The sequence below is a fragment of the Staphylococcus capitis subsp. capitis genome (genome assembly GCF_040739495.1).
GTDB classification, from domain to species: Bacteria; Bacillota; Bacilli; order Staphylococcales; family Staphylococcaceae; genus Staphylococcus; species Staphylococcus capitis.
The window spans coordinates 398526-421302 of record NZ_CP145263.1; the positions used below are offsets into that span (position 1 = coordinate 398526).

Consider the following 22777-nt stretch of genomic DNA (forward strand, 5'->3'; position numbering starts at 1 on the left):
AAGACATTCCTTAGTTAAATTTCATTCTTTTTTATTGATGTAAATCAAGCTGATAAAATGCTAAATCGAGCCATCTTTCAAATTTATATCCTACATTTTTAATTGTTCCAGCGTGAGTGAAATTAAATTTTTTATGTAGCTCAATACTTCCTACATTAGAAGCATCTATCCCCGCTACAATTGTTCGATAATTTTTGGCCTTTGCGACTTGAATGAGTGTTTCTAATAACTTTGAAGCTATACCTTGACCACGATAGTCGGGATCAACATAAATCGAATGTTCAATAGAATAAAGATAGGCTGGCCAATCTCTAAAAGAGCCATATGTTGCATAACCTACAACATGATGGTCTTTAACATATACCCATATAGGTTCTTCGGCTATTGATTTTGTTTCAAACCACTGTAGTCGTTCTTCTAATTCCTTGGGATCATATGTATATACTGCAGTAGTATTAATTATGGCGTCATTATAAATTTCAAGAATATCTGGCAGGTCTTCTTTTCTAGCATGTCTAATCATTGGGTACCCCTCTTTTTACATTCCATTAAATACCTTTATTTCTAATAAATCAATTATTTGTTAAGTCATTTCACATGCCATATTTATAAAAGATTTTATAAGCTTCTTTTATATTAGTGTTGTCGTGTCAAAATAATGATATACTTATCTCAAACTACGATAAATCTTTAAAAACATTTAAAGGAGTTACAGTAATGAAAAAATGGACGAGTCGATTAACGACGTTCATTGGTGTCTTATTAATATTATTAGCAATATATTTATTTGCAAAGCCACATATTGATAATTATCTTCATGAAAAAGATAACGACAATAAGATTGAGAAATATGACAACGATGAAAAAAAGGATACCTCGACGAAACAAAAGACACCTACAATTCCAAAGGATAAATCCAAAATGGCTGGTTATATTGAAGTACCAGATGCTGAAATTAAGGAGCCGGTTTATCCAGGACCTGCGACACTAGAGCAACTTAATAGAGGTGTGAGTTTCGCTGAGGGAGATGAATCATTAGATCAACAAAATATTTCTATCGCTGGTCACACATTTACTGACCGTCCGCACTATCAATTTACTAATCTAAAAGCAGCTAAAAAAGGAAGTAAAGTATATTTTAAAGTAGGTAATCAAACACGTAAGTATAAAATGACAAAAATTCATGACGTTAATCCATCAGATGTTGAAGTTTTAGATGAACAAAAAGGTAAAAAAAATCAATTAACGTTGATTACTTGTGATGATTATAATGAGAAAACAGGTGTCTGGGAGAAACGAAAAATATTCATCGCAACACAAGTGAATTAAGAACAATCAGGTAGGAGTATATACAAGATACTTCTACCTTTTACTATAGTAATAAATCATAAAGTTTAATAGACATTTAACAAACATTCACATGAGTTAAGTATTTTTAAGTGATGAAATCAATTTCTAAATGTGAATATAGTTTCATAGACTTATCTTTAACTTCATTCCATTCACACACACACAGATATAATGAGATTAAAGTTGGTCAATTAAAGGGGATATTAAAATGATACGCGCAATTGCAGTAGATATGGATGGCACTTTTTTAGATTCAAATAAGCTATTTGATGAGGCACGGTTTGAAACAATTTTTAAGAAATTAAAGAAGCATAACATACAATTTATAGCTGCAAGTGGAAATCAATATGCGAAATTGAAGTCTATCTTTGGCGTTAGAGATATGTTCTTTATTTCTGAAAATGGGGCAGTCATATATAATGGGAATAAGCTGTACAACTATCGAAGTTTCAATAGACAAGATTTTCAAGACGTTGTTGATTATTTAAGCATTGACCACAAGATGGATGAACTCATTATATGTGGTGTGAAAAGTGCGTATATTTTAAAAAGTACCCAAGCAACTTTTAAAGAGGACGCGCATTTTTATTATCATCAATTAGAAGAAATTGATTCACTACAACATTTACTTAAAGACGATTATGTTAAAATTGCTTTCAATATCAATCGAAAAACTCATCCTCACTTGGATGATGAGTTAGAGAGAGCTTTTAAAGATACAATTAAGCTAGTCTCAAGTGGGCACGATAGTATAGATGTAATTATGCCTAATATGACAAAGGGTCAAGCATTAAGACGATTACTTACTGAATGGGGGATGTCGTCTACTGAATTAATGGCATTTGGTGATGCTAATAATGATAAAGATATGCTAGAACTCGCACAATATAGTTATGTTATGGAAAATAGTAATGACGCATCATTATTTGAATTAGCGAGTGGTGTGGCGCCATCTAATGATAAACAAGGTGTATTAACTACTATTGAAGAAGTAGTTCTAAGTAACATCTGAGCATAAATAAAGGTGAGAAGAAGTGGATATACCAACTTTTCTCACCCTTTTAAATAGATTAGTTTAGACGTGTTTCACAAGTTCCAGTTTGAATAACTGATAACGCTGCATTTAAGCCACCTTCAACTAAGTTTTGTACTGCTTCATCTGAGAAGAAAGCAATATGAGGTGTTACTAAAATCTTTTCGTGTCTAATAAGCTCTAAAAGCGTTTGATCTTCGATTGTTTTGTTAGTCCAATCAAATGTAAAGTAGTCGGCTTCATTTTCATAAGTATCGATTGCAGCACCATATAATGTGCCATCGTTAACTGCATCAATAAGATCAGGCGTGTTAATAACAGCCCCACGAGTAGCGTTAACTAAAATAGCACCTTTCTTAACTTTCGCAAACATTTCTTTATCAAATAAGTGGAAGCTTTCTTTGTTTGCAGGTACGTGTAATGAAATGATGTCTGCATCTTTAATAGCTTCTTCAACAGAATCCTTATACTCTAAGAAGTCTAAAGAATGATTAGGATAAGCATCGTAACCAACAACCTTTGCGCCAAATCCTGCGTAAATTTTAGCAGTGGCAGCTCCAATACGTCCTGTACCAATGATAGCGACTGTCATATTCTTAACTGGACGTGACATAATCGGTGCCGCCCAAGTAAAGTTGTGATCTTGTACGCGTCTTTCGATTGCAGGGAATCTACGTACAAGTTGTAATGCGATAGAAACAGAATATTCTGCGATAGTCTCAGGTGAATAACTAGGAATGTTAGAAATAACAATACCATGTTTTTTAGCAAGATCTAAATCGTACATATCGAATCCCGCAGTACGTTGAGCGATTTGTTTGATGCCGTATGCTTCGAGTTTAGGGTAAACTTCATCTTCTAATTTACCGAATTGCATGGTAGTTACACCATCATAATCCTTAAGTTGGTCGACAGTATCTTTACTTAAAAGTTCAGTAGAAGTAGTTACTTCAATGTTATTCTTTTTACCCCAGTTTAATGCCATTTCTTTCTCATATTCGCGTGTACCGAAAAACATAATTCTTGTCATTAAAAAACAACCCCATTTCTAAAATGTAAAAAATCGTACTAAATAATAAGTTATAAGAATAAAAATAAATAAGTAAGACTAAAACTTACAAGCTCATTATATTGTGAAAGTTTTCACAAATCAAGTGCGAAATGACTTTTGGAAAAGAAAAATGTGAAAAATCTCTCATTTTAAAATAAAAAATCCTCTTTTTTATGAAATTCATTTACTTTTATCGTGTACAAAAGTCATTTATACTTTTGATGTAATGAAAAATGATATTGTTAACAATGTATTTTAGGAAGGATGAAACACTGGTATGAGTAATATGAATCAAACAATCATTGATGCATTTAAATTTAAACACGCTACAAAACAATTTGATCCGTCTAAAAAAGTGAGTGATGAAGATTTTGAAACAATTTTAGAGGCAGGGAGATTATCTCCAAGTTCTCTAGGTTTGGAACCGTGGCATTTTGTTGTAGTCCAAAGTGAAACATTAAGAGATAAACTTAAACCATACAGTTGGGGTGCTCAGAAGCAGTTAGATACAGCGAGTCACTTTGTATTGATATTTGCACGTAAAAATGTAACTTCTCAATCTGAATACGTCCAAAACTTAATTCGTGGTGTTAAACAGTACGAAGAAAGCACAATTCCAGCAGTTAATGAAAAGTTTGATAATTTCCAAACCAATTTCCACATTAATGATAATGAACGTACATTGTATGATTGGGCTAGCAAACAAACTTATATTGCATTAGGTAATATGATGACGACTGCAGCACTCTTAGGCGTTGATTCTTGCCCAATGGAAGGATTTGACTTAGATAAAGTGACTGAGATATTAGCTGAGGAAGGTATCCTAGATACTGAACATTTCGGTATTTCAGTAATGGTTGGTTTCGGTTATAGAGCTGAAGAACCTGCTCATGGTAAAGTTCGTCAAAACAAAGATGACGTCATTAGCTGGGTATAATAATTTAAAATATTCAAGAACAGATTCTATAATTTTAGATTGTAGAGTCTGTTTTTTTTTGAAAATTTTTAAATTTTTCAGAAGTGAATAAGTCTTTATATATGCGGGTAATTCAAGATTAGGAATTCTTTTTGAGTATGCTCATAAACACATTGTTTTGAATCATATAGAAAAGAAGGTAAAATAAAAACTACAAAAAGTAAACGTTTACATTTTAAAATATATTTAATTTAAGCAAGGTAGTTTCAACAATTCAAATATCACTATAAAGGATGGGTTAAAATGGCAAATATTAACGTAAGAGATTATATCGACGAAAGTTATGGCTTATTTATCAATAACGAATTCCAATCAAGTGGTAGTGGAGAAACATTAACAGTAACTAACCCAGCTAATGGCGAAGACTTAGCTAAAGTTGCAAGAGCTGGCAAAGAAGATGTCGATAAAGCAGTCCAAGCTGCACACGATGCTTTTGATAGCTGGAGTAAAATTTCAAAAGCTGAACGCGCTGATTACTTATTAGAAATTAGTCGTCGCATTCATGAAAAGGCTGAACATTTAGCTACAGTTGAATCATTACAAAATGGTAAACCATATCGTGAAACTTCTACAATTGATGTACCTCAGGCAGCAAATCAGTTTAAATATTTCGCAAGTGTTTTAACTACTGATGAAGGTACAGTCAATGAAATTGACGAAAACACTATGAGTTTAGTTGTCAATGAACCTGTAGGTGTTGTAGGTGCAGTGGTTGCATGGAACTTCCCAATTCTATTAGCTTCATGGAAATTAGGACCAGCATTAGCTGCAGGTAACACAGTGGTTATTCAACCATCTTCTTCAACGCCTTTATCATTAATTGAACTTGCTAAAATTTTCCAAGAAGTTTTACCTAAAGGTGTAGTGAACGTTTTAACTGGTAAAGGCTCTGAATCAGGCGACGCTATCTTTAACCATGAAGGTGTAGATAAGTTATCATTCACTGGTTCAACAGATGTAGGTTACGGCGTAGCAAAAGCAGGAGCTGAACGCATTGTACCTACAACATTAGAACTTGGTGGTAAGAGTGCCAATATCATCTTTGATGATGCGAATTTAGAACAAGTTGTTGAAGGCGTTCAGTTAGGAATCCTATTTAACCAAGGTGAGGTTTGTAGTGCAGGTTCAAGATTGCTAGTACAATCTTCAATTTATGACGAATTATTACCTAAACTAAAAGAAGCTTTTGAAAATATCACAGTTGGCGATCCATTTGATGAAAACGTAAAAATGAGTGCGCAAACTGGTCCAGATCAATTAGAAAAAATTCAAAGTTACGTAAAAATTGCAGAAGATGATGATAAAGCTAATATCTTAACTGGTGGTCATCGTATTACAGACAATGGATTAGATAAAGGTTATTATTTCGAGCCGACTATTATTGAGTTAAAAGATAATAAACACAAATTAGCTCAAGAGGAAATCTTTGGTCCAGTTTTAGTAGTTGAAAAATTTGATGATGAACAACAAGCGATTGATATCGCGAATGACTCAGAATATGGTTTAGCTGGTGGTATTTTCACAACTAATATCAACCGTGCATTAAATGTTTCTAAAGCAATGAGAACTGGTCGTATTTGGATTAATACGTATAACCAAATTCCAGCAGGCGCACCATTCGGCGGCTATAAGAAATCTGGTATTGGTCGTGAAGTTTATAAAGACGCAATTAAAAACTATCAACAAGTTAAAAATATCTTTATTGATACAAGTAACCAACCAAATGGTATGTATTAATATAAATAAAAAATTAAAAGAGGGCGAAAGCCCTCTTTTTTTATGTGTTTAACACTAAGTTTTTATCACCATGAATCTTAATGTCAAAGCCTTCTGGTGATGTTAAATGTTTAATCTCTGCATTAGGTTGATATATATATATATACATGAGTTAACCCATATGATAGTTGATTATGTGTTCTTGCTATATTTGACTGCCAAGTATTCACCGCAATGTGGTGATGATATTTCTGCGTGGACATGAAGAGTGCTTGGGGGAAATTAGAAATTTGTTCTAACCCTAGATCATCAATATAAAATGCGCGTGCTTGTCCTAGATCATGTGTTTTAAGATGTAAATGTCCAATTATCCCATCTTCTGGCCAACCTTGCCATCCTTCTTTAGAACGTTGAGCAATTAAATCATTGGCATCAACTTGTAGTGTATCCATTTTGACAAATCCATCATTCCATTGCCATCCTTCATCAGGACGGTCTTGATAGACCTCAATGCCGTTACCTTCTGGATCATTAAAATATAAAGCCTCACTTACAAGATGATCGCCACCACCAACCGCGATATTGAGTTGGCTAGCATGATAAAGGAAGTTTGCTAAGTCAACACGCGAAGGGAGAAGGTAGGCGATATGGAATAATCCAGATTCTCTCAATCCAGGTTGACGACCATCAATCAATCTATTCAAAGTTAATGTATGTCCATGTTTACCGATATAAAAAATGGTTTGTTGCTCAGTTTGTTTATTGATTGTAAAACCTAAAACATTAGAGTAAAAGTCAGTCATTGTATTTAAATCTTTAACGTTCAGAGTGATATTTGTAACTTGCGTTACCTCTGATGAGTGAAAGGTATGCAAAGTGTAGTCCTCCTCAAATGAAAAAGTCATCCTCATTTAATATTTATACTAAGTATAATAAATATACTACTAGGAGGTGAAAAGAGCAAGTTTGAATCAAAAAAATTCCAAGAAGAAAGTATCTCCTTGGAATGATTAAATATCAATGTATTAACCTAAATAAACATCTTGCGCGTGGTCATCTTTTTCTAAAACATCTTTAGCAAATGGGCAAGAAGCAATGATTTTTAAGTTATTATTACGCGCATATTCTACAACGCTATTCACTAATTTTTTCCCTAAACCTTGTCCACCTAGTTCATCAGATACACCAGTATGGTCAATATCGATTTCATTGTTATCTACGTCTTTGAAAGTAATTACTGCTTGTGGATTATTCTCATCTTCTCCCACATAAAATTTATGATCGCCTTGTTTAATTTCTTCAGCCATTAACGTTCACTCCTTTAAAATGTTTATACATATATTTATCACTCATCTTAAATTTTAAAACATGATTAATGTTTTAAAGGCTTAGCTATTGCTTTTTTAGAAGGTTACCGATATAGTGATAAACGAAATAATTACGCTTTGTGGAGGGCTCATTTTGAAAAGAAAGGCAATTATCTTTATTACGTTATCATTAATTTTAATATTAAGTGGATGTAGTAAGAGTATAAATTCTAGCAAAAAAGACAATGTCAATAGTCACAACAAAATGAAAATATATACAACCGTCTTTGCATTTCAAAGTTTTACAGAACAAATTGGCGGTAAATACGTCGATGTAGAATCTATTTATCCTCCAGGTGCTGATTTACATTCTTATGAGCCTACACAAAAAGATATGATCAATATTGCGAAAAGTGATTTATTCATCTACTCTAGCGATGACTTAGATCCGGTTTCAGCTAAAATAACTCAATCAATGGAAAATAAAAATATGAAATTAGCCCTTGCAAGCGATTTAAATCAAAAAGAATTAATCCATTCCGATGATCACGATGAAGATGAAGGTCATAATCATGCTGAAACTGAAAACGACCCACATGTTTGGCTAGACCCAGTATTAGATCGCATTTTCGCTGAGAAAATCAAAGATAAGCTTATTCAAAAAGATCCTAAACATAAGTCATACTATGAAAAAAACTATAAAAAGTTAGATAAAGATATCGCAAATATCGATAAAAAGATGCAAAAAATCACTAAAAGCCCTAAACGTGAAAAAATTATTATTTCTCACGATTCTCTAGGCTATCTTACTCATCGTTATCATTTTAAACAAGAGGGCGTTAATGGAACGAATGATGAAGAACCAAGTCAAAAGAAGATATTGAGTATCGTAAAGAACATCAAAAATTCCAAGCTCCTTATGTATTATATGAACAAAATATTACTTCTAAAATTACAGATGTGATAAAAAGAGAAACAGATACCCAACCTTTAAGTTTCCATAATTTAGCAGTACTTACTAAAAAAGAAAAAGACAATCAGTCAATCACTTATCAATCACTAATGAAAAAAGATATTGAATCGTTAGACAAAGCTTTAAATCAATAATTAAAAACCCTTTTAGAATGGCATGTTCACTCTAAAAGGGCCTTTTCATATACTACTGATATCTTAAATAACTTACTGTAGTGTTATAGTATTCTTCAAAGCCGTGAATACCATCAGCGCCTCCTAAACCAGATTCGCGCCATCCTGCGTGATAACCGTTCACTACTTCTTCTGCTTCACAATTGGCGTAAACTTCACCAAATTTTAAACGTTCTGAAGCGGTCATCACTTCTTTAAAGTTTTCGGAGAAAATGTATGAAGATAAACCAGCATTTGTATCATTAGCGTCATCAATCACTTGATTGAAGTCGTTATACGTTGTAACCGCTAGGACTGGTCCGAATATTTCTTCTTTAAATACACTATCTTCAGGATTTACATGATCTAATACAGTTGGTTCGTAGAAGAAACCATCACGTTGTAATTTTTGTCCGCCCAATACTAATTTGGCACCGTTTTTCACTGCAGTTTCGACTTTTTCATGAATACTATTGAGTTGAGTTTGGTTAATAATAGCTCCGTAATCTGAATTCTCATCGAGTGGGTCTCCTACAGTTAATTGACTCATTTTGTTAGAAACCTTTTCAATAAATTCGTCATGAACATCTTCGTGAACAAAGATACGTTCAGGGCATGTGCACACTTGACCAGCGTTATTAATACGAGCTGCGACAATATAGTCTACAGCTTTGTCGATATCCGCATGAGGTGTAACGATAACAGGTGCGTTACCACCTAACTCAAGGTTTACCTTCTTAACTGTTTGTGCTGCATGTTCATATACTGATTTACCAGCACGCATACTACCTGTAAGTGAGATGAGTTGAATATCTTTATGCGTTGCAAGTTGTGTTCCAACCGTTTCGCCCGTGCCTGGAACAATTTGAATTAATCCAGCTGGTATTGTTGAAGCACGGAATAGTTCAGCTAATTTTAATGTTAAAAGTGTCGTTTCTTCACTTGGTTTAATAACGACTGAGCATCCCGTAACAACAGCGGGAATAACTTTTCGCATTAAAACCATAATAGGGGCATTCCAAGGAACGATGCCCGCTGTGACACCAATAGGTTTCTTCGTAATTTGGATAATTTCGTTTTCTACGCTATTTTGAAGTACTTCGCCTTTATTACTCATACTTAAACTAGTCATATAATCAATAAATGCGATAGACTTATCAATTTCACCATAAGCTTCAGCTAACGTTTTTCCTTGCTCTTTCACATATAATTGTGCTATTTCATCGCGATTTTGTTCTAATAATGGAATGAGTAATTTCACATGTTCAGCACGTGTAGGTTGAGGAACACGTTCCCATTCACGTTGAGCATGTTTAGATTTTTCAATTGCGTTATTGACTTCTTCTTTAGTCGCAAATGTAATTGTATCGAATTTTCCCCTGTAGCAGGATTAATCACATCCATCGTTTCATTCGATTGACTCTCGATAAATTCATTATTAATAAATAGTTGATTTGTCATTTAAGACACCTCCACAATTTATATTCCCGAAATTTTTTATCCTAATTTTGAAAATTAAAAACATATGGAGAGTAATAATCTTTGAGAAATATGAAGGGGAAGTAAGATACATTTAACAAAAAAGCCAGACGAGCATTAACAGCTCGCCTGACTCATATTTAGTGTCTAAGAAAACCTTTATATATGACAGGGATAAGCAAGATAAAACCAAATAATCCCATAATAGGGAATACCTTACCAATCAGTGAGATAAATCCAATAAATGTACAAATGAAAGTAATGATAGCCATCATAATAATTAAACTAAAATAACGTTTTGTAAAGGGTTGGCTAAAACGTGTAGCAAATGCATACATTAGACCTACAACAGTGTTATATATTACTAACACCATAATCACAGACATAATTGTGCCGATAGAAGGTGAAATCTGTTTTGCTAAGAGTAGCGATGGTAATGCCACATGTTTTATTTTATCGAACTCAGTAATTAATCCTAGATTAATCATTAGCAATAGGAAAGTAATGATGAGACCACCAATTAAGCCACCATAAATAGTCGATTTCTGAAACTTCAACTTACCACCCATAACTGTTAGAAAACTGAAAGCAGCGGCAATTTGTAAACTGGCGTAGTTGATTGCATCGAACCACCAACCTGGAGAAATTGATTTATTGTTATTAGAATATTGATTCGCGGCAGTAAAATCAATGTGACCAGTAACAAAATAATACACAGCAATCATTACTACTACAGCGACTAGGAAAGGTGTAACCCCACCAAGTACAGCAATTAATCGATCAAACTGTAAAAACAACGTGAGTAATATTAGCACTACTAAGATTAAAGAACTTAGCCAAAAAGGTATGCCAAAGCTCTCATTAATTGTTGATGCACCACCTGCCGTCATAATTATAGCAAGTGAAAATAAAAATATAGTCAGTATGATATCGAAAACTTTTGCAATCAAAGGATGTAAATAGAAATTGATTGATTCAGAATGATTTTGAGATTTAAGACGGAAGCCAGTGTTTAAAACAAATATTCCACCTAAAGTAACGATAAGACCAGTAATGATAATTCCAGCGATACTATAGATACCATTACTTGTGAAAAATTGAAATATTTCCTGACCTGTCGCAAATCCAGCTCCAACGACCACGCCAACGAAAGCGAAGGCAACGATGATGGATTCTTTAACAGTATTCATTTAACATGCATATCCCTTCAAATTTATATATTTTAAAGATGTTGTATGTATTCATTTATTTTAAAAAATTGAAAAATCACATCTATCTATTGTAGATGATATAGACGAAAAAATAAACAGTGAAGTTCATCACATATGTACTATTGTATAAATGTGACGTACGATAATTTGACTTTAGTGTATAATAAATATGTATCATAAACTTAAGGTACTCAGTAATTGTAAGTTTAATTTTAATCAATTTAATTATTTTTATACATTTACAAAAGTTTTAAGCAAATAATAATGCATTTACACATCATTTTTGATAGTATTAGGCAATATTGAATATATTAGGCAAATAAATATATTAAGAAGGTGTTCATATGTCATTGGACTTACCCATTATGCTGATGATAGTTCTATTTCTAGCATTAGGGATTTTTAGTCAATGGTTAGCAGATAGAATTAAATGGCCATCTATAGTAGTTATGGCGATTGTTGGTTTACTCGTTGGCCCGATATTAGGTATCACTAATCCTAAAGAAGCGTTAGGATCTGAAGTGTTTAGTCCAATCGTTTCCTTAGCTGTTGCAATTATTTTATTTGAAGGTAGCAGTAATTTAGATTTTAGGGAACTTAAAGGAATTTCTAAAGCGGTTATTCGAATCATAACAGTCGGCGCAGTTATTGCATGGATTTTAGGTGCGATAGCCTTACATACAATCCTAAACTTTCCAATCTCCGTATCCTTTGTCATGGGAGGACTCTTTTTAATTACAGGTCCAACTGTGATTCAACCATTATTGAAACAAGCGAAAGTAAAGAGGAATGTTGACTCTATATTAAGATGGGAAAGTATTATTCTCGACCCAATTGGTCCGATGCTTGCATTGACAGCATTTTATATCTTCCAAATCATTGAACAAGGTATAAGTTTCATTGTTATTCTCATATTCGTACTGAAAATATTAGCCGTTGTCGTAATCGGCTTTGGTGCGTCATATTTATTTAATTGGTTCATACGCCAAGATATGATTCCACAAAATTTAATGCCACCTATCCAATTCGTTTTTATTCTCTTAACATTTAGTGTTTGTGATGCAATATTATCGGAATCTGGATTATTAGCGGTGACAATTTTTGGTTTAATAATGGCACGTAAAAAACGTCATGATTTAATCTTTAAAGAATCAGATCATTTCATCGATAATGCATCTTCTATATTAGTAAGTACAGTCTTTATTTTAATCACGTCATCACTTACGAAAGATGTATTACTTAATGTAGTATCATGGCAACTCTTTATTTTCTGTATTGTCATGATTGTCTTAGTTCGACCTATTTCAGTGCTTTTCTCAACATTTAAAACTGAAATTTCTAAGAAAGAACGAGCGATTGTTGCAATGATGGCGCCAAGAGGGATTGTCGTATTAACAGTGGCCCAATTTTTCTCAGGATTATTTATGGATGACAAAGTAGCTATGGCGAAGTATATCACGCCCGTGACATTCGGCTTAGTATTTATTACCGTGGTCATTTATGGCTTTATCTTTACACCATTAAGTAAATTATTCGGTGTCGCTAGTAATGAACCGCCAGGTGTAATTATAGTAGGTGAGAGTGAGTTCTCATTCCACCTAGGGGTGAATTTACGAGATCATGGTATTCCAGTTATGATGTTCAATTTATTTGAAAATACATCTGAGAAAGCACATGAAGCGGGATTTGAAGTCTTCAAAGGTAATTTATTATCAAGTAATGATCGTATTTACTCCGACTTACTTCGATATAATAAATGTATCTTAATGACACAGTCATTTATTTTCAATAGTCTGGCATTTAATGAATTAGTACCAGAATTCGGTTTAAATAATGTAGATATGATGCCTGTTTCTTTCAATGATGAACAGGCGAGAAATAATTTAAGTGGCCCGATTCGTAATCATATATTATTTGATGAAAATCACAGCCCACGCTGGTTTAATAACTACATTACACAACACAATATCGTAGAAGTGCCAGCAGAAGAGTACCATGAACTTACAGATAAAGACATGTTGATTTACTACATTAGTGAAGATAAAGAAGTCACATTTAAACGTAGTAATAGAGAATTACCAGAAAATGACACAGGGGTTTATGGTATTTTAAGAGATGCACATGCATGATAATGACTGAGGTCATTTTAATGTAAACTAATAACCCGTAGATGAAGTTGAGTTATCTACGGGTTTATTTGTGATTCATTGATATGGTTAGGGCATAATGACCCATTAATAAGTAAACAACTCATCAACTGTAACTGAGAACTGTTTAGCTAATTTAAACGCTAATACTAATGATGGGTCATATTTGTTATTTTCAATAGCATTGATAGTTTGTCTAGAAACCCCAAGATTCTTACTTAATGTTTCTTGAGATATTTTCATCTTTTTACGATAGTACAAAATATTATTTTTCACTTTATTACCTTCAAGCTGAGTATTTTTTCTTAGTATGATAATAGAATATTATTAAAAATCCTGATATTAAAATTAAATAATGTAACTCTGGATAATTGCTAAAAAATCTGGTGAAAACATTTTTTTGTGAGTCAGTAAAATCACAGACTTTTAATAGTATAGCAACAATCAAACTAAATACCGTCCATAATAATGTTTTGGCGAATATTTCAACGACCATTTGAGATTGTCTTTCGTCATATTTTTTATTTTTCACATCGGTTAAAATAGTTGGCAAATATTTGTTTATGATTATATTCCATAATACTCCAAAGACTAAGAATACTACTAATAAAAGAATAATTTTCATCATTTCCACTCCATAATGTAAAAAGTTTTTGACATTATTATGATAACGTACTGATATAAAATGTCAAAAGAATTTTACATTTTGAAATGACCAAGATATAAAAAGGTCATCCGGCTCCTGTGGGAATAGGGCGAGTTAAAAACTTGCTGAGCAAGATTGAGACCGTCCCCACGGAAAGCAAGATGACCTTTAAATAGAATTCACTTTATTTATGACAAGAAACTAAGGATTTTATGCTTAGTATTCCTATTTATTTTAAATATCTATCATGCATTAGAATTTTTAAGATATCAATTTGGTTTTGTAACTCTTTACCAACATTGGTATCTTTTATTTTTTTACGTTGCAATTCTTCATCTACAACACGCTTCACTGATAGCTCATCAGAACCATCTGATAATACTTTTTCTTTAGTATTGAACTCTTGATGAGCCACCAATTGCATACCGAATGAGTTATAAAGCAGTGTATATCCTGCAATGCCAGTCGTGGATTGATAGGCTTTAGAGAAACCACCATCGATGACAAGCATCTTACCATCAGCTTTGATTGGATCTTCACCGTCGATTTCTTTAACAGGAGTGTGACCATTAATAATACGACCTTCATCTGGATTTAATCCAAAGTCTTTCAACATCTTGCGAATCATATCAACATCTTCACGTAAGTGATAATATGGATTCTTCTCCTCTTTATGAGAAGCTTTGTTTTCTATAAAGTAGCGTTCAAATGTTGTCATTGCACGCTTACCAAATAGAGATGAATACTTACCAGTCCATAAATACCATACTAGGTCAGTTGATATATCATCAGTGATTTCTTTGTGGTCAAAAGCTATGCGTACATGGTATTCAAAGACATCTAATAACTCACGTCCACTTAACTGCTCGCCTTCTATTTCGAAAGATTCCATTTCTCCATTTTCATCAACGGGGATACACCCATGAATCAGAAGGTTGCCATTGTAAGGAAGGTATAGTTTACCTTCGCGCATTAAGAATGACATATGACGACGTAATTTCTCAGATTGTTGGAATGAAAGAAGTAATTTATCTACAACTTCCTCTTCTTCAGGCAGTAATTTCGCCGGATCGTTTCGGTCTACAGTTTGGAAACAAGTATCTTTAAGGGGATAAGTTTTGCCATAAACTGTAATTTCATTGTTGTCGTAATCAATTTTTTCTAATACTAAACGTTCTTCCATTTCGAAAGAAGGGCGACGCTTAATAATAGGCATTTCGAGTTTAAATTGAATCATAGCAATTGCTTGATGTATTTTAGTGATTTGGCTTTCTTCACGTTTAGTTAGACTTACATCTTTATCAGGACGTTTCTTAGGCTTGAAAGCAGGGTTCTCAGCGTCGTAATACTTTTCAGCTAAAGTAAGTAAAGGACGTAAGTTAATGCCATAAGCATCTTCAATAATATCTAAGTTATCATAGCGCGCACAGATACGAAGTAAGTTAGCTAAACATACTTTAGAGCCTGCATAAGCGCCTATCCACAACACATCATGGTTACCCCATTGAATATCAACTGAATGATAGTTTATGAGTGTATCCATAATCTTGTCTGGTTTCGGTCCACGGTCATAAATATCACCAACTACGTGAAGATGATCGACTACAAGACGTTGGACGGTATATGATAAACCGATAATAAGATCGTCAGATTGTTCTAATTCAATAATTTGGTTAACTAAAGTTTCATAATAGGGCTTTTTATTATGAAATTCATTACTTTTATATAGTAGCTCTTCAATAATATAAACAAATTGTTCAGGTAAAGCTTTACGTAGTTTAGATCTAGTATATTTTGATGAACAATATGTAATGAGTTCTATCAGACGTTCGATAGTAGTGATATACCATACGTTGAGTTTACCTATGGAATCAAAATTATTTTTTACTAATTTTAATTTTTCTTCTGGATAATACACTAAGGCTGCTAAGTCATCAATCTCTTGTTGAGATAATTTATTTTCGAATATATCATTGATTTTTGCGCGAACGTTTCCTGAACCATTACGTAAAACGTGCTGGAAAGATTCATATTCACCGTGTAAATCACTCACAAAGTGTTCTGTGCCTTTAGGTAATTCTAAGATAGATTCTAAATTAATGATCTCTGTTGCTAATTTCTCAGCACTATCAAATTTTTGAGAGAGTAAATCTAAATATTTTTGTTTCATTTCACTTTCAGTAATAGGAGTCATGCTTAGTCACCTCTGTTAAATATTTCCATCACATATGCATTATTTTAAAAAGTAACGCGCTTACATAAATTATCTTTAAAATGTAGTGTTTTTTCAATGATAGCGTACTAAAAATTTTAATTTGTATGAAAAAGCTGAGTAAGCCCTAAATAAGGCTTACTCAGCTAAACTTATTTAACATTTTTGCGTCTTTTCATGAAGTAACGGATAACGAAGTAAATAATAGCGATAATGATAATGACATACATGATACGTGAGTATGTATGAATGCCATTCATCAGAGCGCCGAAACTATCACTTAATAAGCGTCCAAGTAAAATAAGTGCGAAATTCCAAATTGTTGTTCCTAATAAGGAAAGGATAGTAAATTGAACTACATTCATACGGTTAATGCCAGCTGGTATAGTAATCAGCACACGTAATACTGGTACGAAACGACATAAGAAGACAGCCCATGCGCCATATTTTTTAAACCAATCATTGGCGCGTTTTAAATCTTTGCTTTTTAATTTCATCCATTTACCATGACGGTCCACAAATCGATATAATTTTTCCTCAGATATAAGTCTACAAATATAGTACAAAATGAGTAGACCAATAAACGAAGCTATAGTAGCAATAATTAATAGTGTCCATATAGATAAGTGGGATTTCACTGATAGTAAACCAGCAAAGGTAAGAATAATCTCTGAAGGAACTACAGGTAAGACGTTCTCTAATAAGATTAAAATAAATATAGCGGTATAGCCCCACTTACTAATAAACTCTGTAATAATCTGTTCCATTAATAACTCGTTTCTCCTTTAAATTAAGCAATGTTAATACATTGTATGTTAATTATAATAGATAATAACAATAATTGCTTAAAATTGATAATAAAGGCAAACCTAATTTGTACGAAATTATCGAATAGATTTGATTAAAGTATGATATAAACCACTAGCTTCTTCATCACTATGAACCCCGTAAGCATTCATACGTCCATCTTTAAATAGAGTAAATTCATAATTTTCATATTTGATAAGTTTAGCGAATGAAGTAGCTTTTACAATATTTCCAGGGAAATGATTTGAGTAATCAAATGCATGTTTAGGCATTCTAAATAGGTACGTATGACCACACATTTGCTCAATAGTATTTTCTTGTTTTGTTTCTAATAAGTCATATTGATGGTTTTCACACACTGGGCATTCATCATTCTTCAATATATCTACGTTCATCGCTTTATAACTAAGATCAAACGCATCGATGGTAATCATTTGCTTTGAAAATCCTTTTCCACTTAAGTAGCGAATCACTTCAGCCACTTCATAACTTGCTACAATTGAGACAATAGGTGGGAGAACACCATTAATAGCACAACTTTCTCCAGTCTCAGGTATGGTTTGCATGAGACATTTTAAACAAGGACCTTGGTAATCAATGCCGTAAACAGTTCCTTTACTACCTACAGCTGCTCCATAGACCCACGGTATTTCATACTTATGACACACTTCATTTATGAGAAATCTCACTTTAAAATTATCCATTCCATCAATAATAATGTCTGGATTAATCTCACTTACGATATCCTCAATATTTGAAGAAGTGACTTCAACATCATAAGCAGTAAGAGTGACTTCTGAGTTGGTTTGACTCACCTTATTTTTTACAGCTTCAACTTTAGAAACAAGATGATAGGCATCTTCTTCGTCATAAAGCGTTTGACGATGTAAATTTGATGTTTCAACGATGTCCATGTCTATAACTGTAAGATGATTAGCACCCATGCGAGCAAGCTGGTCTATGATATGGCTCCCTAGAGCTCCAGCACCAAAGACAAGTATTTGTGATGTAGAGAGTTGATGTTGTCCGTCTTCGCCAAAAGGGTGAAATCTCGTTTGTCTATCGTAGCGTGACATTATAGAAAACCTAAACCTTCAGTAGGGCTTGATGCTTGTGCAGTATATTTTACTGGTATACGTCCAGCTTCGTATGAAAGTCTACCCGCATTAATTCCAAGCTTCATTGCTTCAGCCATTTTAACAGGATCTTTAGCTGCAGAAATCGCTGTGTTGAGTAATATACCGTCAGCGCCTAGCTCCATTGCATGACATGCATCTTTCGGTGAACCGATACCTGCATCAACAATAACCGGTACATTTGCATTTTCAATAATATAACTTAAATTAAGTGGATTATTAATACCACGACCAGTTCCAATAGGGGATGCAAGTGGCATGACTGCATGTACACCTAGTTCTTCCAAACGTTTCGCCAAGACGAGGTCATTTGAGATATATGGACATACGATATATCCTTTTTCTAAAAGTACCTTACAACCTTCATATGTTTCAAATGGATCAGGAAGTAACGTTTCGTCATCGCCAATAACTTCAACCTTAATCATGTCACATACACCTGCATGGTTAGCAATTTCAGCAATTCTAATTGCTTCTTCAGCTGTTTTAGCACCTGCTGTATTCGGAAAAGTAATAAAGTCTTCTAAGTTAACGTTAGCTAAAGGATTAGGTAAATCACGATCATATAAATTCATACGACGAACAGCAAAGGTTAAAACATTGGTTTCTGAAGCTGCAATCGCTTGTGATTGAATATCTTCATTGTCAAATTTACCAGTACCTAATAATAAACGAGATTGTAATTCTAAATTTCCAATTTTAAACATTTTATCCGCCTCCAACAATTTCTAATAATTCTAATCGATCATCTTCTCTAACAGTATGTTCATGATACTTATCTTGTTTAATTAATTCTTTATTGAATTCAACGATGACGCGCTTAGGATCTAATTCTAGCGCTGTTAAAACATCATAAATTGATTGTTCTTGGTCAAAGTTGAATGAGTCTCCATTAATAATACACTTCATAATTGTTCCTCCTTTTCACACTAAAGCTTGAATAACGGGGTGGTTTAATGCCAGAAATTAACCAATTTGCTATATCGCGTCCAATTACGGGAGATAATAAAATCCCATTACGGTAGTGCCCTGTAACAACGAACAAGCCATCATCAATTTGATCCATCATTGGCATTTCATTATTCGTGTAAGGACGAACACCTGACCATTCTTTTAGAACACGACTATTCTTAAGTTCTGGAACACGAGCGCTTGCATGATCTAAAAGCCAATTTAAACCGCCTTTTGATGTGCCTACAGAGTAATTGTTAAATTCACTTGTTGCTCCTATTAAGAAACGATTGGGTTGTTTTGGAACGATATAACATCCATTAGTCATAAATAATGTCTCTTTAAGTTCTAGTTCATCATGTTCCAGTAATAGAACTTCGCCTTTAACTCCAATGACTTCTCTAGGAAGAGAGTAGTTTTTTAATAATTGAGAGGACCAAGCACCACTTGCAATGATCACTTTATGTGCTTCAATAGGTGACATTTGGTCAGTACACACAGCGTAGTAGCCATTTCTTCTATCAATCGATTGAACCTCTTGGTGATAATATCGTGTGATGTGATGTTGTTGTAACGATTTAAACAAAGCTTTCGTGTATTTATTAGCATTGATTTGACCATCATTTGGTATATGAATTGCGCCATAAGCTGGTTCAACATTCCCATTGGTAAGCTGTATAAGTTCATCATTGGATAGTAGTTTGACACTAGAATCCATTTGTCTAAGGAACTCATATTGACGTGTGAGTGATTCGAGGTCATCTTCTTGGTTAGCAATCTTAATAAGTCCTGAATCTTTGAACTGTATGTCGATTCCAGTCTCATTTAATAAAGATTCGCTTAATTTAGGAAACATCCCACGCGATTCAATGGCTAATTTATATAAATCGTTATCTTCAATAAACTCATTTTGTGCTCCTAACATGCCTCCAGCTTTATATGAAGCATGTTTACCTGGAACATCTCGGTCGATGATCGCGATGTCATAATTTGTTGCGCTTAATTGTCTAGCAATTGACATACCTATGACACCAGAGCCAATAATAAGTACATCATGCATGTTGCAACCACTTCCTTCTTAATTCCTTAATTTCTTTTAAAGACGCATTCATGAAAAATGAAATAGCACAAATACCATCAAATCCATATTCCAGCTTTGAAATCGTTTGTTCAGAAATTCCTCCGATAGCATAAATAGGTATAGGTAGAGTTAATGCTTCTACAATTTCATCATGTGAACGTGGCGCGTCATGCGGATGTGAGGGAGTAGGGAAAATATGACCGTAAAAAACATAATCAATTCCTTCATCTATACATGTATAAATAGTATCTATGCTATGTGTGGACATACCCACTTGGATTTCTGGATGTGATTTTTTATATGCAAAAGCTGTTTTAACATTTTCTTTAAAATGAATACGACTAAGGTTTAATTCTTCTAATAATGCCGTGTCACTATGAATAATCATTTTATCCTTAGGAAAACCTTGGTTAATGAGTTGAATCAAAATCTTCTTTAATTCATTTTTTGGCATAGACGTCCGAATTAATAGGGCATCAATACCTTCCTCGATATTTAAGAAGTGTTCTAAGTCTTGTGTTGTAAGTGTCTTATCGTAAGTTATTGCGATAAATATGTGCATCACCTCAAATTTATAAATAAAAAAACGCTACCTCCCTGAATGGGAAATAGCGCTTAAATCATCTATATAAGTCCTAAAACTCTCTTGTCGCCACTTCCCTACGCCAGTATGAACTGGATCAGGTTCTAGGAATTATAAAGTCACTTCTTTACTCTCAGCCCTAAACAAAGGCACTTCCAGTGGATTGATATGAAATTGTATCAAAAAATTTCAAACTTTTTCTTTGAATTCAGTTTACTATTTTTAGGAATATTCTTCAAACTTCTTTAGCTTTTATTAATCATATTCAATTTATGCATAAAATTACATATATGCTTCATATAATGAATAAAAAATAATTACTTTAATGTTTTAAGCTACTCAATTTTATAAAAAATATGGTTTTAGACACCATTATATAAGTGAATCTAAATCACATGCTTAAAACTGGAGATTCCAGTAAAATATACGAAAAATATACATTTTTTAAAGAAATTTCGTCTAAACTATTGTAACCGTTTTCACAACGTGCTATATTATATAAAAATTGTAGCGCTACAACTTTAAAAAGTTGTTCTAAAAAGGGTAGTTTTAACAGTCATCGCAGGGAATTTCTGAAACTTAACGACATCTTATATAGAAACAACATAATTTAAATGGAAGTAGGAAACAAATATGAATGAAAAACGCAGTAATGTACGCTGGTATTTTGCAATTGGGTTCTTCCTCATCGGTGTAATTGCATATATGGATAGGTCTAATATTTCATATATTGCAGCTCCAATGATGAAAGATTTAGGTATGACAAAAACACAATTTGGTTTATTAGCCTCATTTTTCTCACTAGGTTATGCATTTATGCAAGTGCCTTCTGGAATGTTATCTGAGAAATTTGGTCCTCGTAAAATGATTACTATAGCTCTCGTATGGTGGAGTGCATTCACAATTTTGACAGGTATGATTAAACATCACGGTTTATTATATTTTGTAAGATTTTTATTCGGAGTGGGTGAAGCCCCAATGTACCCATCGAATGCTGTATTTAACTCATTTTGGTTTGCTAAAAACGAAAAAGGAAGAGCTTCGAGTGCTCTTCTAGCTGGGTCTTATTTTGGACCAGTACTAGCACCGATTATCACAATTGCAATTGTTAATGCCTTTAACTGGCAAGCAGCATTTTATATCTTTGGTGCAGTTGGTACTGTTATGGCTATCTTATGGGCAATCATTGCTAAAGATTTACCTGAGCATCACAAAATGGTAAGTGAAGCGTAGAAGAAATATATCACTGAGCATCGTGATATTGTTGCAACTGAAAAGTCTTTACCACCTTGGAAACGTTTCTTAAGTCACTTTAGTTTCTATGCAATTGCACTACAATATTTTGTAGTACAATTCGTTATCGCATTATTCTTAATTTGGTTACCAACATATTTGGCTGAGCAATATCATGTGGATTTCAAAGATATGGCAATCAGTTCATTGCCATGGTTGTTTATGTTCTTCCTTATACTCTCAGCTGGGGCAATCTCAGACAAAATTTTAAATTCTGGGCAGTCACGATTTGTAGCGCGTGGTGCGATTGCTATCGCTGGATTTGTAGTGTTCTCTGTATCAATCTTTTTAGCAGTTCATACTGATAACTTATACATGACAATTGTTTGGTTATCCTTATGTTTAGGTGGCGTAGGTATTTCAATGGGTATGAGCTGGGCAGCAGCGACTGACCTTGGTCGTAACTTCTCAGGCACAGTGTCTGGTTGGATGAACTTATGGGGGAACATCGGCGCACTAATTAGCCCATTACTTGCCGGTATAGTAGTCGATCAACTAGGTTGGTCAATGACATTACAATTATTAATTGTTCCTGCAGTTATAGCTGCTATTCTATGGTTCTTCGTTAAACCAGATCAACCACTTGTTGTAGATGAAGAACAATCAAATTAATATTTTTATCTCGAACATACTAAGATTCCCAAACCACTCATCTTAGTATGTTTTTTATTTT

18 protein-coding genes, 4 pseudogenes and 1 riboswitch are annotated in these 22777 nt (G+C 33.5%); of the genes and pseudogenes, 7 read left to right on the forward strand and 15 right to left on the reverse strand.

Features of this window, described 5'->3' with window-relative positions:
* Nucleotides 1–31 precede the first annotated feature (31 nt).
* Complete coding sequence (locus tag V6C74_RS01945) at nucleotides 32–523, reverse strand: GNAT family N-acetyltransferase (RefSeq protein ID WP_002454004.1); 492 nt, start codon at nucleotides 521–523, stop codon at nucleotides 32–34.
* Between the two features lie 194 nt (nucleotides 524–717).
* Between V6C74_RS01945 and srtA the strand changes: the two genes are divergently transcribed.
* Nucleotides 718–1329 (forward strand): class A sortase SrtA, encoded by a 612-nt coding sequence (srtA, locus tag V6C74_RS01950; RefSeq protein WP_002432701.1) that lies wholly within the window; start codon nucleotides 718–720, stop codon nucleotides 1327–1329.
* A 229-nt stretch (nucleotides 1330–1558) separates the two neighbouring features.
* The gene (locus V6C74_RS01955; protein ID WP_002454003.1) at nucleotides 1559–2362 is read left to right on the forward strand and encodes a Cof-type HAD-IIB family hydrolase; all 804 of its coding nucleotides are present in this window, start codon (nucleotides 1559–1561) and stop codon (nucleotides 2360–2362) included.
* A gap of 58 nt (nucleotides 2363–2420) precedes the next feature.
* Here V6C74_RS01955 and V6C74_RS01960 read toward each other — a convergent pair whose 3' ends face one another.
* A complete protein-coding gene (locus V6C74_RS01960) occupies nucleotides 2421–3413 on the reverse strand; it encodes a D-lactate dehydrogenase (RefSeq protein ID WP_002454002.1) in 993 nt (330 codons plus the stop codon).
* A gap of 298 nt (nucleotides 3414–3711) precedes the next feature.
* Here V6C74_RS01960 and V6C74_RS01965 point away from each other — a divergent pair, with 298 nt between their 5' ends.
* Both V6C74_RS01965 and V6C74_RS01970 read left to right on the forward strand, forming a co-directional pair.
* Entirely contained in the window at nucleotides 3712–4371 is a 660-nt protein-coding gene (locus V6C74_RS01965) for an NAD(P)H-dependent oxidoreductase (RefSeq protein WP_049389477.1), read from the forward strand.
* A 282-nt stretch (nucleotides 4372–4653) separates the two neighbouring features.
* Nucleotides 4654–6147: an aldehyde dehydrogenase family protein gene (locus V6C74_RS01970; RefSeq protein ID WP_002432802.1), complete on the forward strand. Its 1494-nt coding sequence runs from the start codon at nucleotides 4654–4656 to the stop codon at nucleotides 6145–6147.
* A gap of 40 nt (nucleotides 6148–6187) precedes the next feature.
* On the opposite strand, the pseudogene V6C74_RS01975 reads toward V6C74_RS01970, so the two are convergent.
* Nucleotides 6188–7001 (reverse strand): annotated as a pseudogene (locus V6C74_RS01975) (VOC family protein).
* Nucleotides 7002–7151: 150 nt separating this feature from the next.
* The gene (locus tag V6C74_RS01980; protein WP_002453999.1) at nucleotides 7152–7433 is read right to left on the reverse strand and encodes a GNAT family N-acetyltransferase; all 282 of its coding nucleotides are present in this window, start codon (nucleotides 7431–7433) and stop codon (nucleotides 7152–7154) included.
* Nucleotides 7434–7587: 154 nt separating this feature from the next.
* Between V6C74_RS01980 and V6C74_RS01985 the strand changes: the two are divergent.
* Nucleotides 7588–8540 (forward strand): annotated as a pseudogene (locus V6C74_RS01985) (zinc ABC transporter substrate-binding protein).
* 52 nt (nucleotides 8541–8592) lie between these two features.
* Here V6C74_RS01985 and aldA read toward each other — a convergent pair.
* Both aldA and V6C74_RS01995 read right to left on the reverse strand, forming a co-directional pair.
* A pseudogene (gene aldA, locus V6C74_RS01990) lies at nucleotides 8593–10019 on the reverse strand (aldehyde dehydrogenase).
* Nucleotides 10020–10177: 158 nt separating this feature from the next.
* Nucleotides 10178–11227 (reverse strand): membrane protein, encoded by a 1050-nt coding sequence (locus V6C74_RS01995; RefSeq protein WP_002453996.1) that lies wholly within the window; start codon nucleotides 11225–11227, stop codon nucleotides 10178–10180.
* Between the two features lie 365 nt (nucleotides 11228–11592).
* On the opposite strand from V6C74_RS01995, the gene V6C74_RS02000 reads away from it, so the two are divergent.
* Nucleotides 11593–13377, forward strand: a complete 1785-nt coding sequence (locus V6C74_RS02000; RefSeq protein ID WP_002453995.1) for a sodium:proton antiporter — start codon at nucleotides 11593–11595, stop codon at nucleotides 13375–13377.
* 105 nt (nucleotides 13378–13482) lie between these two features.
* On the opposite strand, the gene V6C74_RS02005 is transcribed toward V6C74_RS02000, so the two are convergent.
* The 9 genes from V6C74_RS02005 to V6C74_RS02045 all read right to left on the reverse strand — a co-directional run bounded on the left by V6C74_RS02005 (nucleotide 13483) and on the right by V6C74_RS02045 (nucleotide 20790).
* Complete coding sequence (locus V6C74_RS02005) at nucleotides 13483–13671, reverse strand: helix-turn-helix transcriptional regulator (RefSeq protein WP_002432924.1); 189 nt, start codon at nucleotides 13669–13671, stop codon at nucleotides 13483–13485.
* Between the two features lie 10 nt (nucleotides 13672–13681).
* Nucleotides 13682–14020, reverse strand: coding sequence for a hypothetical protein (locus V6C74_RS02010; RefSeq protein ID WP_002432312.1), 339 nt, complete (start codon nucleotides 14018–14020; stop codon nucleotides 13682–13684).
* Nucleotides 14021–14270: 250 nt separating this feature from the next.
* Nucleotides 14271–16235, reverse strand: coding sequence for a fructose-1,6-bisphosphatase (locus V6C74_RS02015; protein ID WP_002453993.1), 1965 nt, complete (start codon nucleotides 16233–16235; stop codon nucleotides 14271–14273).
* Nucleotides 16236–16405: 170 nt separating this feature from the next.
* Nucleotides 16406–17020: a DedA family protein gene (locus V6C74_RS02020; RefSeq protein WP_002432789.1), complete on the reverse strand. Its 615-nt coding sequence runs from the start codon at nucleotides 17018–17020 to the stop codon at nucleotides 16406–16408.
* Nucleotides 17021–17137: 117 nt separating this feature from the next.
* The gene (locus V6C74_RS02025; RefSeq protein WP_002453992.1) at nucleotides 17138–18136 is read right to left on the reverse strand and encodes a thiazole biosynthesis adenylyltransferase ThiF; all 999 of its coding nucleotides are present in this window, start codon (nucleotides 18134–18136) and stop codon (nucleotides 17138–17140) included.
* Complete coding sequence (locus tag V6C74_RS02030) at nucleotides 18136–18903, reverse strand: thiazole synthase (RefSeq protein ID WP_002453991.1); 768 nt, start codon at nucleotides 18901–18903, stop codon at nucleotides 18136–18138. Before V6C74_RS02030 ends, V6C74_RS02025 begins: the two co-directional genes overlap by 1 nt.
* 1 nt (nucleotide 18904) lies before the next feature.
* On the reverse strand, nucleotides 18905–19105 hold the full coding sequence (gene thiS, locus V6C74_RS02035; protein WP_002453990.1) for a sulfur carrier protein ThiS: 201 nt from the start codon (nucleotides 19103–19105) through the stop codon (nucleotides 18905–18907).
* Complete coding sequence (gene thiO, locus V6C74_RS02040) at nucleotides 19089–20207, reverse strand: glycine oxidase ThiO (protein ID WP_002453989.1); 1119 nt, start codon at nucleotides 20205–20207, stop codon at nucleotides 19089–19091. Before thiO ends, thiS begins: the two co-directional genes overlap by 17 nt.
* Complete coding sequence (locus V6C74_RS02045; protein ID WP_002453988.1) at nucleotides 20200–20790, reverse strand: thiamine phosphate synthase; 591 nt, start codon at nucleotides 20788–20790, stop codon at nucleotides 20200–20202. The genes thiO and V6C74_RS02045 overlap by 8 nt, the downstream gene beginning before the upstream one ends.
* A 78-nt stretch (nucleotides 20791–20868) precedes the next feature.
* Nucleotides 20869–20978: riboswitch (TPP riboswitch) on the reverse strand.
* Between the two features lie 466 nt (nucleotides 20979–21444).
* Between V6C74_RS02045 and V6C74_RS02050 the strand changes: the two are divergent.
* Nucleotides 21445–22716 (forward strand): annotated as a pseudogene (locus V6C74_RS02050) (MFS transporter).
* The last annotated feature ends 61 nt before the right edge of the window (nucleotides 22717–22777 follow it).

Bases quoted from the DNA above. Each gene is read 5' to 3' on its own strand.
- V6C74_RS01945 (WP_002454004.1), bottom strand. From the start codon at position 523: ATGATTAGACATGCTAGAAAAGAAGACCTGCCAGATATTCTTGAAATT.
- srtA (WP_002432701.1), top strand. From the start codon at position 718: ATGAAAAAATGGACGAGTCGATTAACGACGTTCATTGGTGTCTTATTA.
- V6C74_RS01955 (WP_002454003.1), top strand. From the start codon at position 1,559: ATGATACGCGCAATTGCAGTAGATATGGATGGCACTTTTTTAGATTCA.
- V6C74_RS01960 (WP_002454002.1), bottom strand. From the start codon at position 3,413: ATGACAAGAATTATGTTTTTCGGTACACGCGAATATGAGAAAGAAATG.
- V6C74_RS01965 (WP_049389477.1), top strand. From the start codon at position 3,712: ATGAGTAATATGAATCAAACAATCATTGATGCATTTAAATTTAAACAC.
- V6C74_RS01970 (WP_002432802.1), top strand. From the start codon at position 4,654: ATGGCAAATATTAACGTAAGAGATTATATCGACGAAAGTTATGGCTTA.
- V6C74_RS01980 (WP_002453999.1), bottom strand. From the start codon at position 7,433: ATGGCTGAAGAAATTAAACAAGGCGATCATAAATTTTATGTGGGAGAA.
- V6C74_RS01995 (WP_002453996.1), bottom strand. From the start codon at position 11,227: ATGAATACTGTTAAAGAATCCATCATCGTTGCCTTCGCTTTCGTTGGC.
- V6C74_RS02000 (WP_002453995.1), top strand. From the start codon at position 11,593: ATGTCATTGGACTTACCCATTATGCTGATGATAGTTCTATTTCTAGCA.
- V6C74_RS02010 (WP_002432312.1), bottom strand. From the start codon at position 14,020: ATGAAAATTATTCTTTTATTAGTAGTATTCTTAGTCTTTGGAGTATTA.
- V6C74_RS02015 (WP_002453993.1), bottom strand. From the start codon at position 16,235: ATGACTCCTATTACTGAAAGTGAAATGAAACAAAAATATTTAGATTTA.
- V6C74_RS02020 (WP_002432789.1), bottom strand. From the start codon at position 17,020: ATGGAACAGATTATTACAGAGTTTATTAGTAAGTGGGGCTATACCGCT.
- V6C74_RS02025 (WP_002453992.1), bottom strand. From the start codon at position 18,136: ATGTCACGCTACGATAGACAAACGAGATTTCACCCTTTTGGCGAAGAC.
- V6C74_RS02030 (WP_002453991.1), bottom strand. From the start codon at position 18,903: ATGTTTAAAATTGGAAATTTAGAATTACAATCTCGTTTATTATTAGGT.
- thiS (WP_002453990.1), bottom strand. From the start codon at position 19,105: ATGAAGTGTATTATTAATGGAGACTCATTCAACTTTGACCAAGAACAA.
- thiO (WP_002453989.1), bottom strand. From the start codon at position 20,207: ATGCATGATGTACTTATTATTGGCTCTGGTGTCATAGGTATGTCAATT.
- V6C74_RS02045 (WP_002453988.1), bottom strand. From the start codon at position 20,790: ATGCACATATTTATCGCAATAACTTACGATAAGACACTTACAACACAA.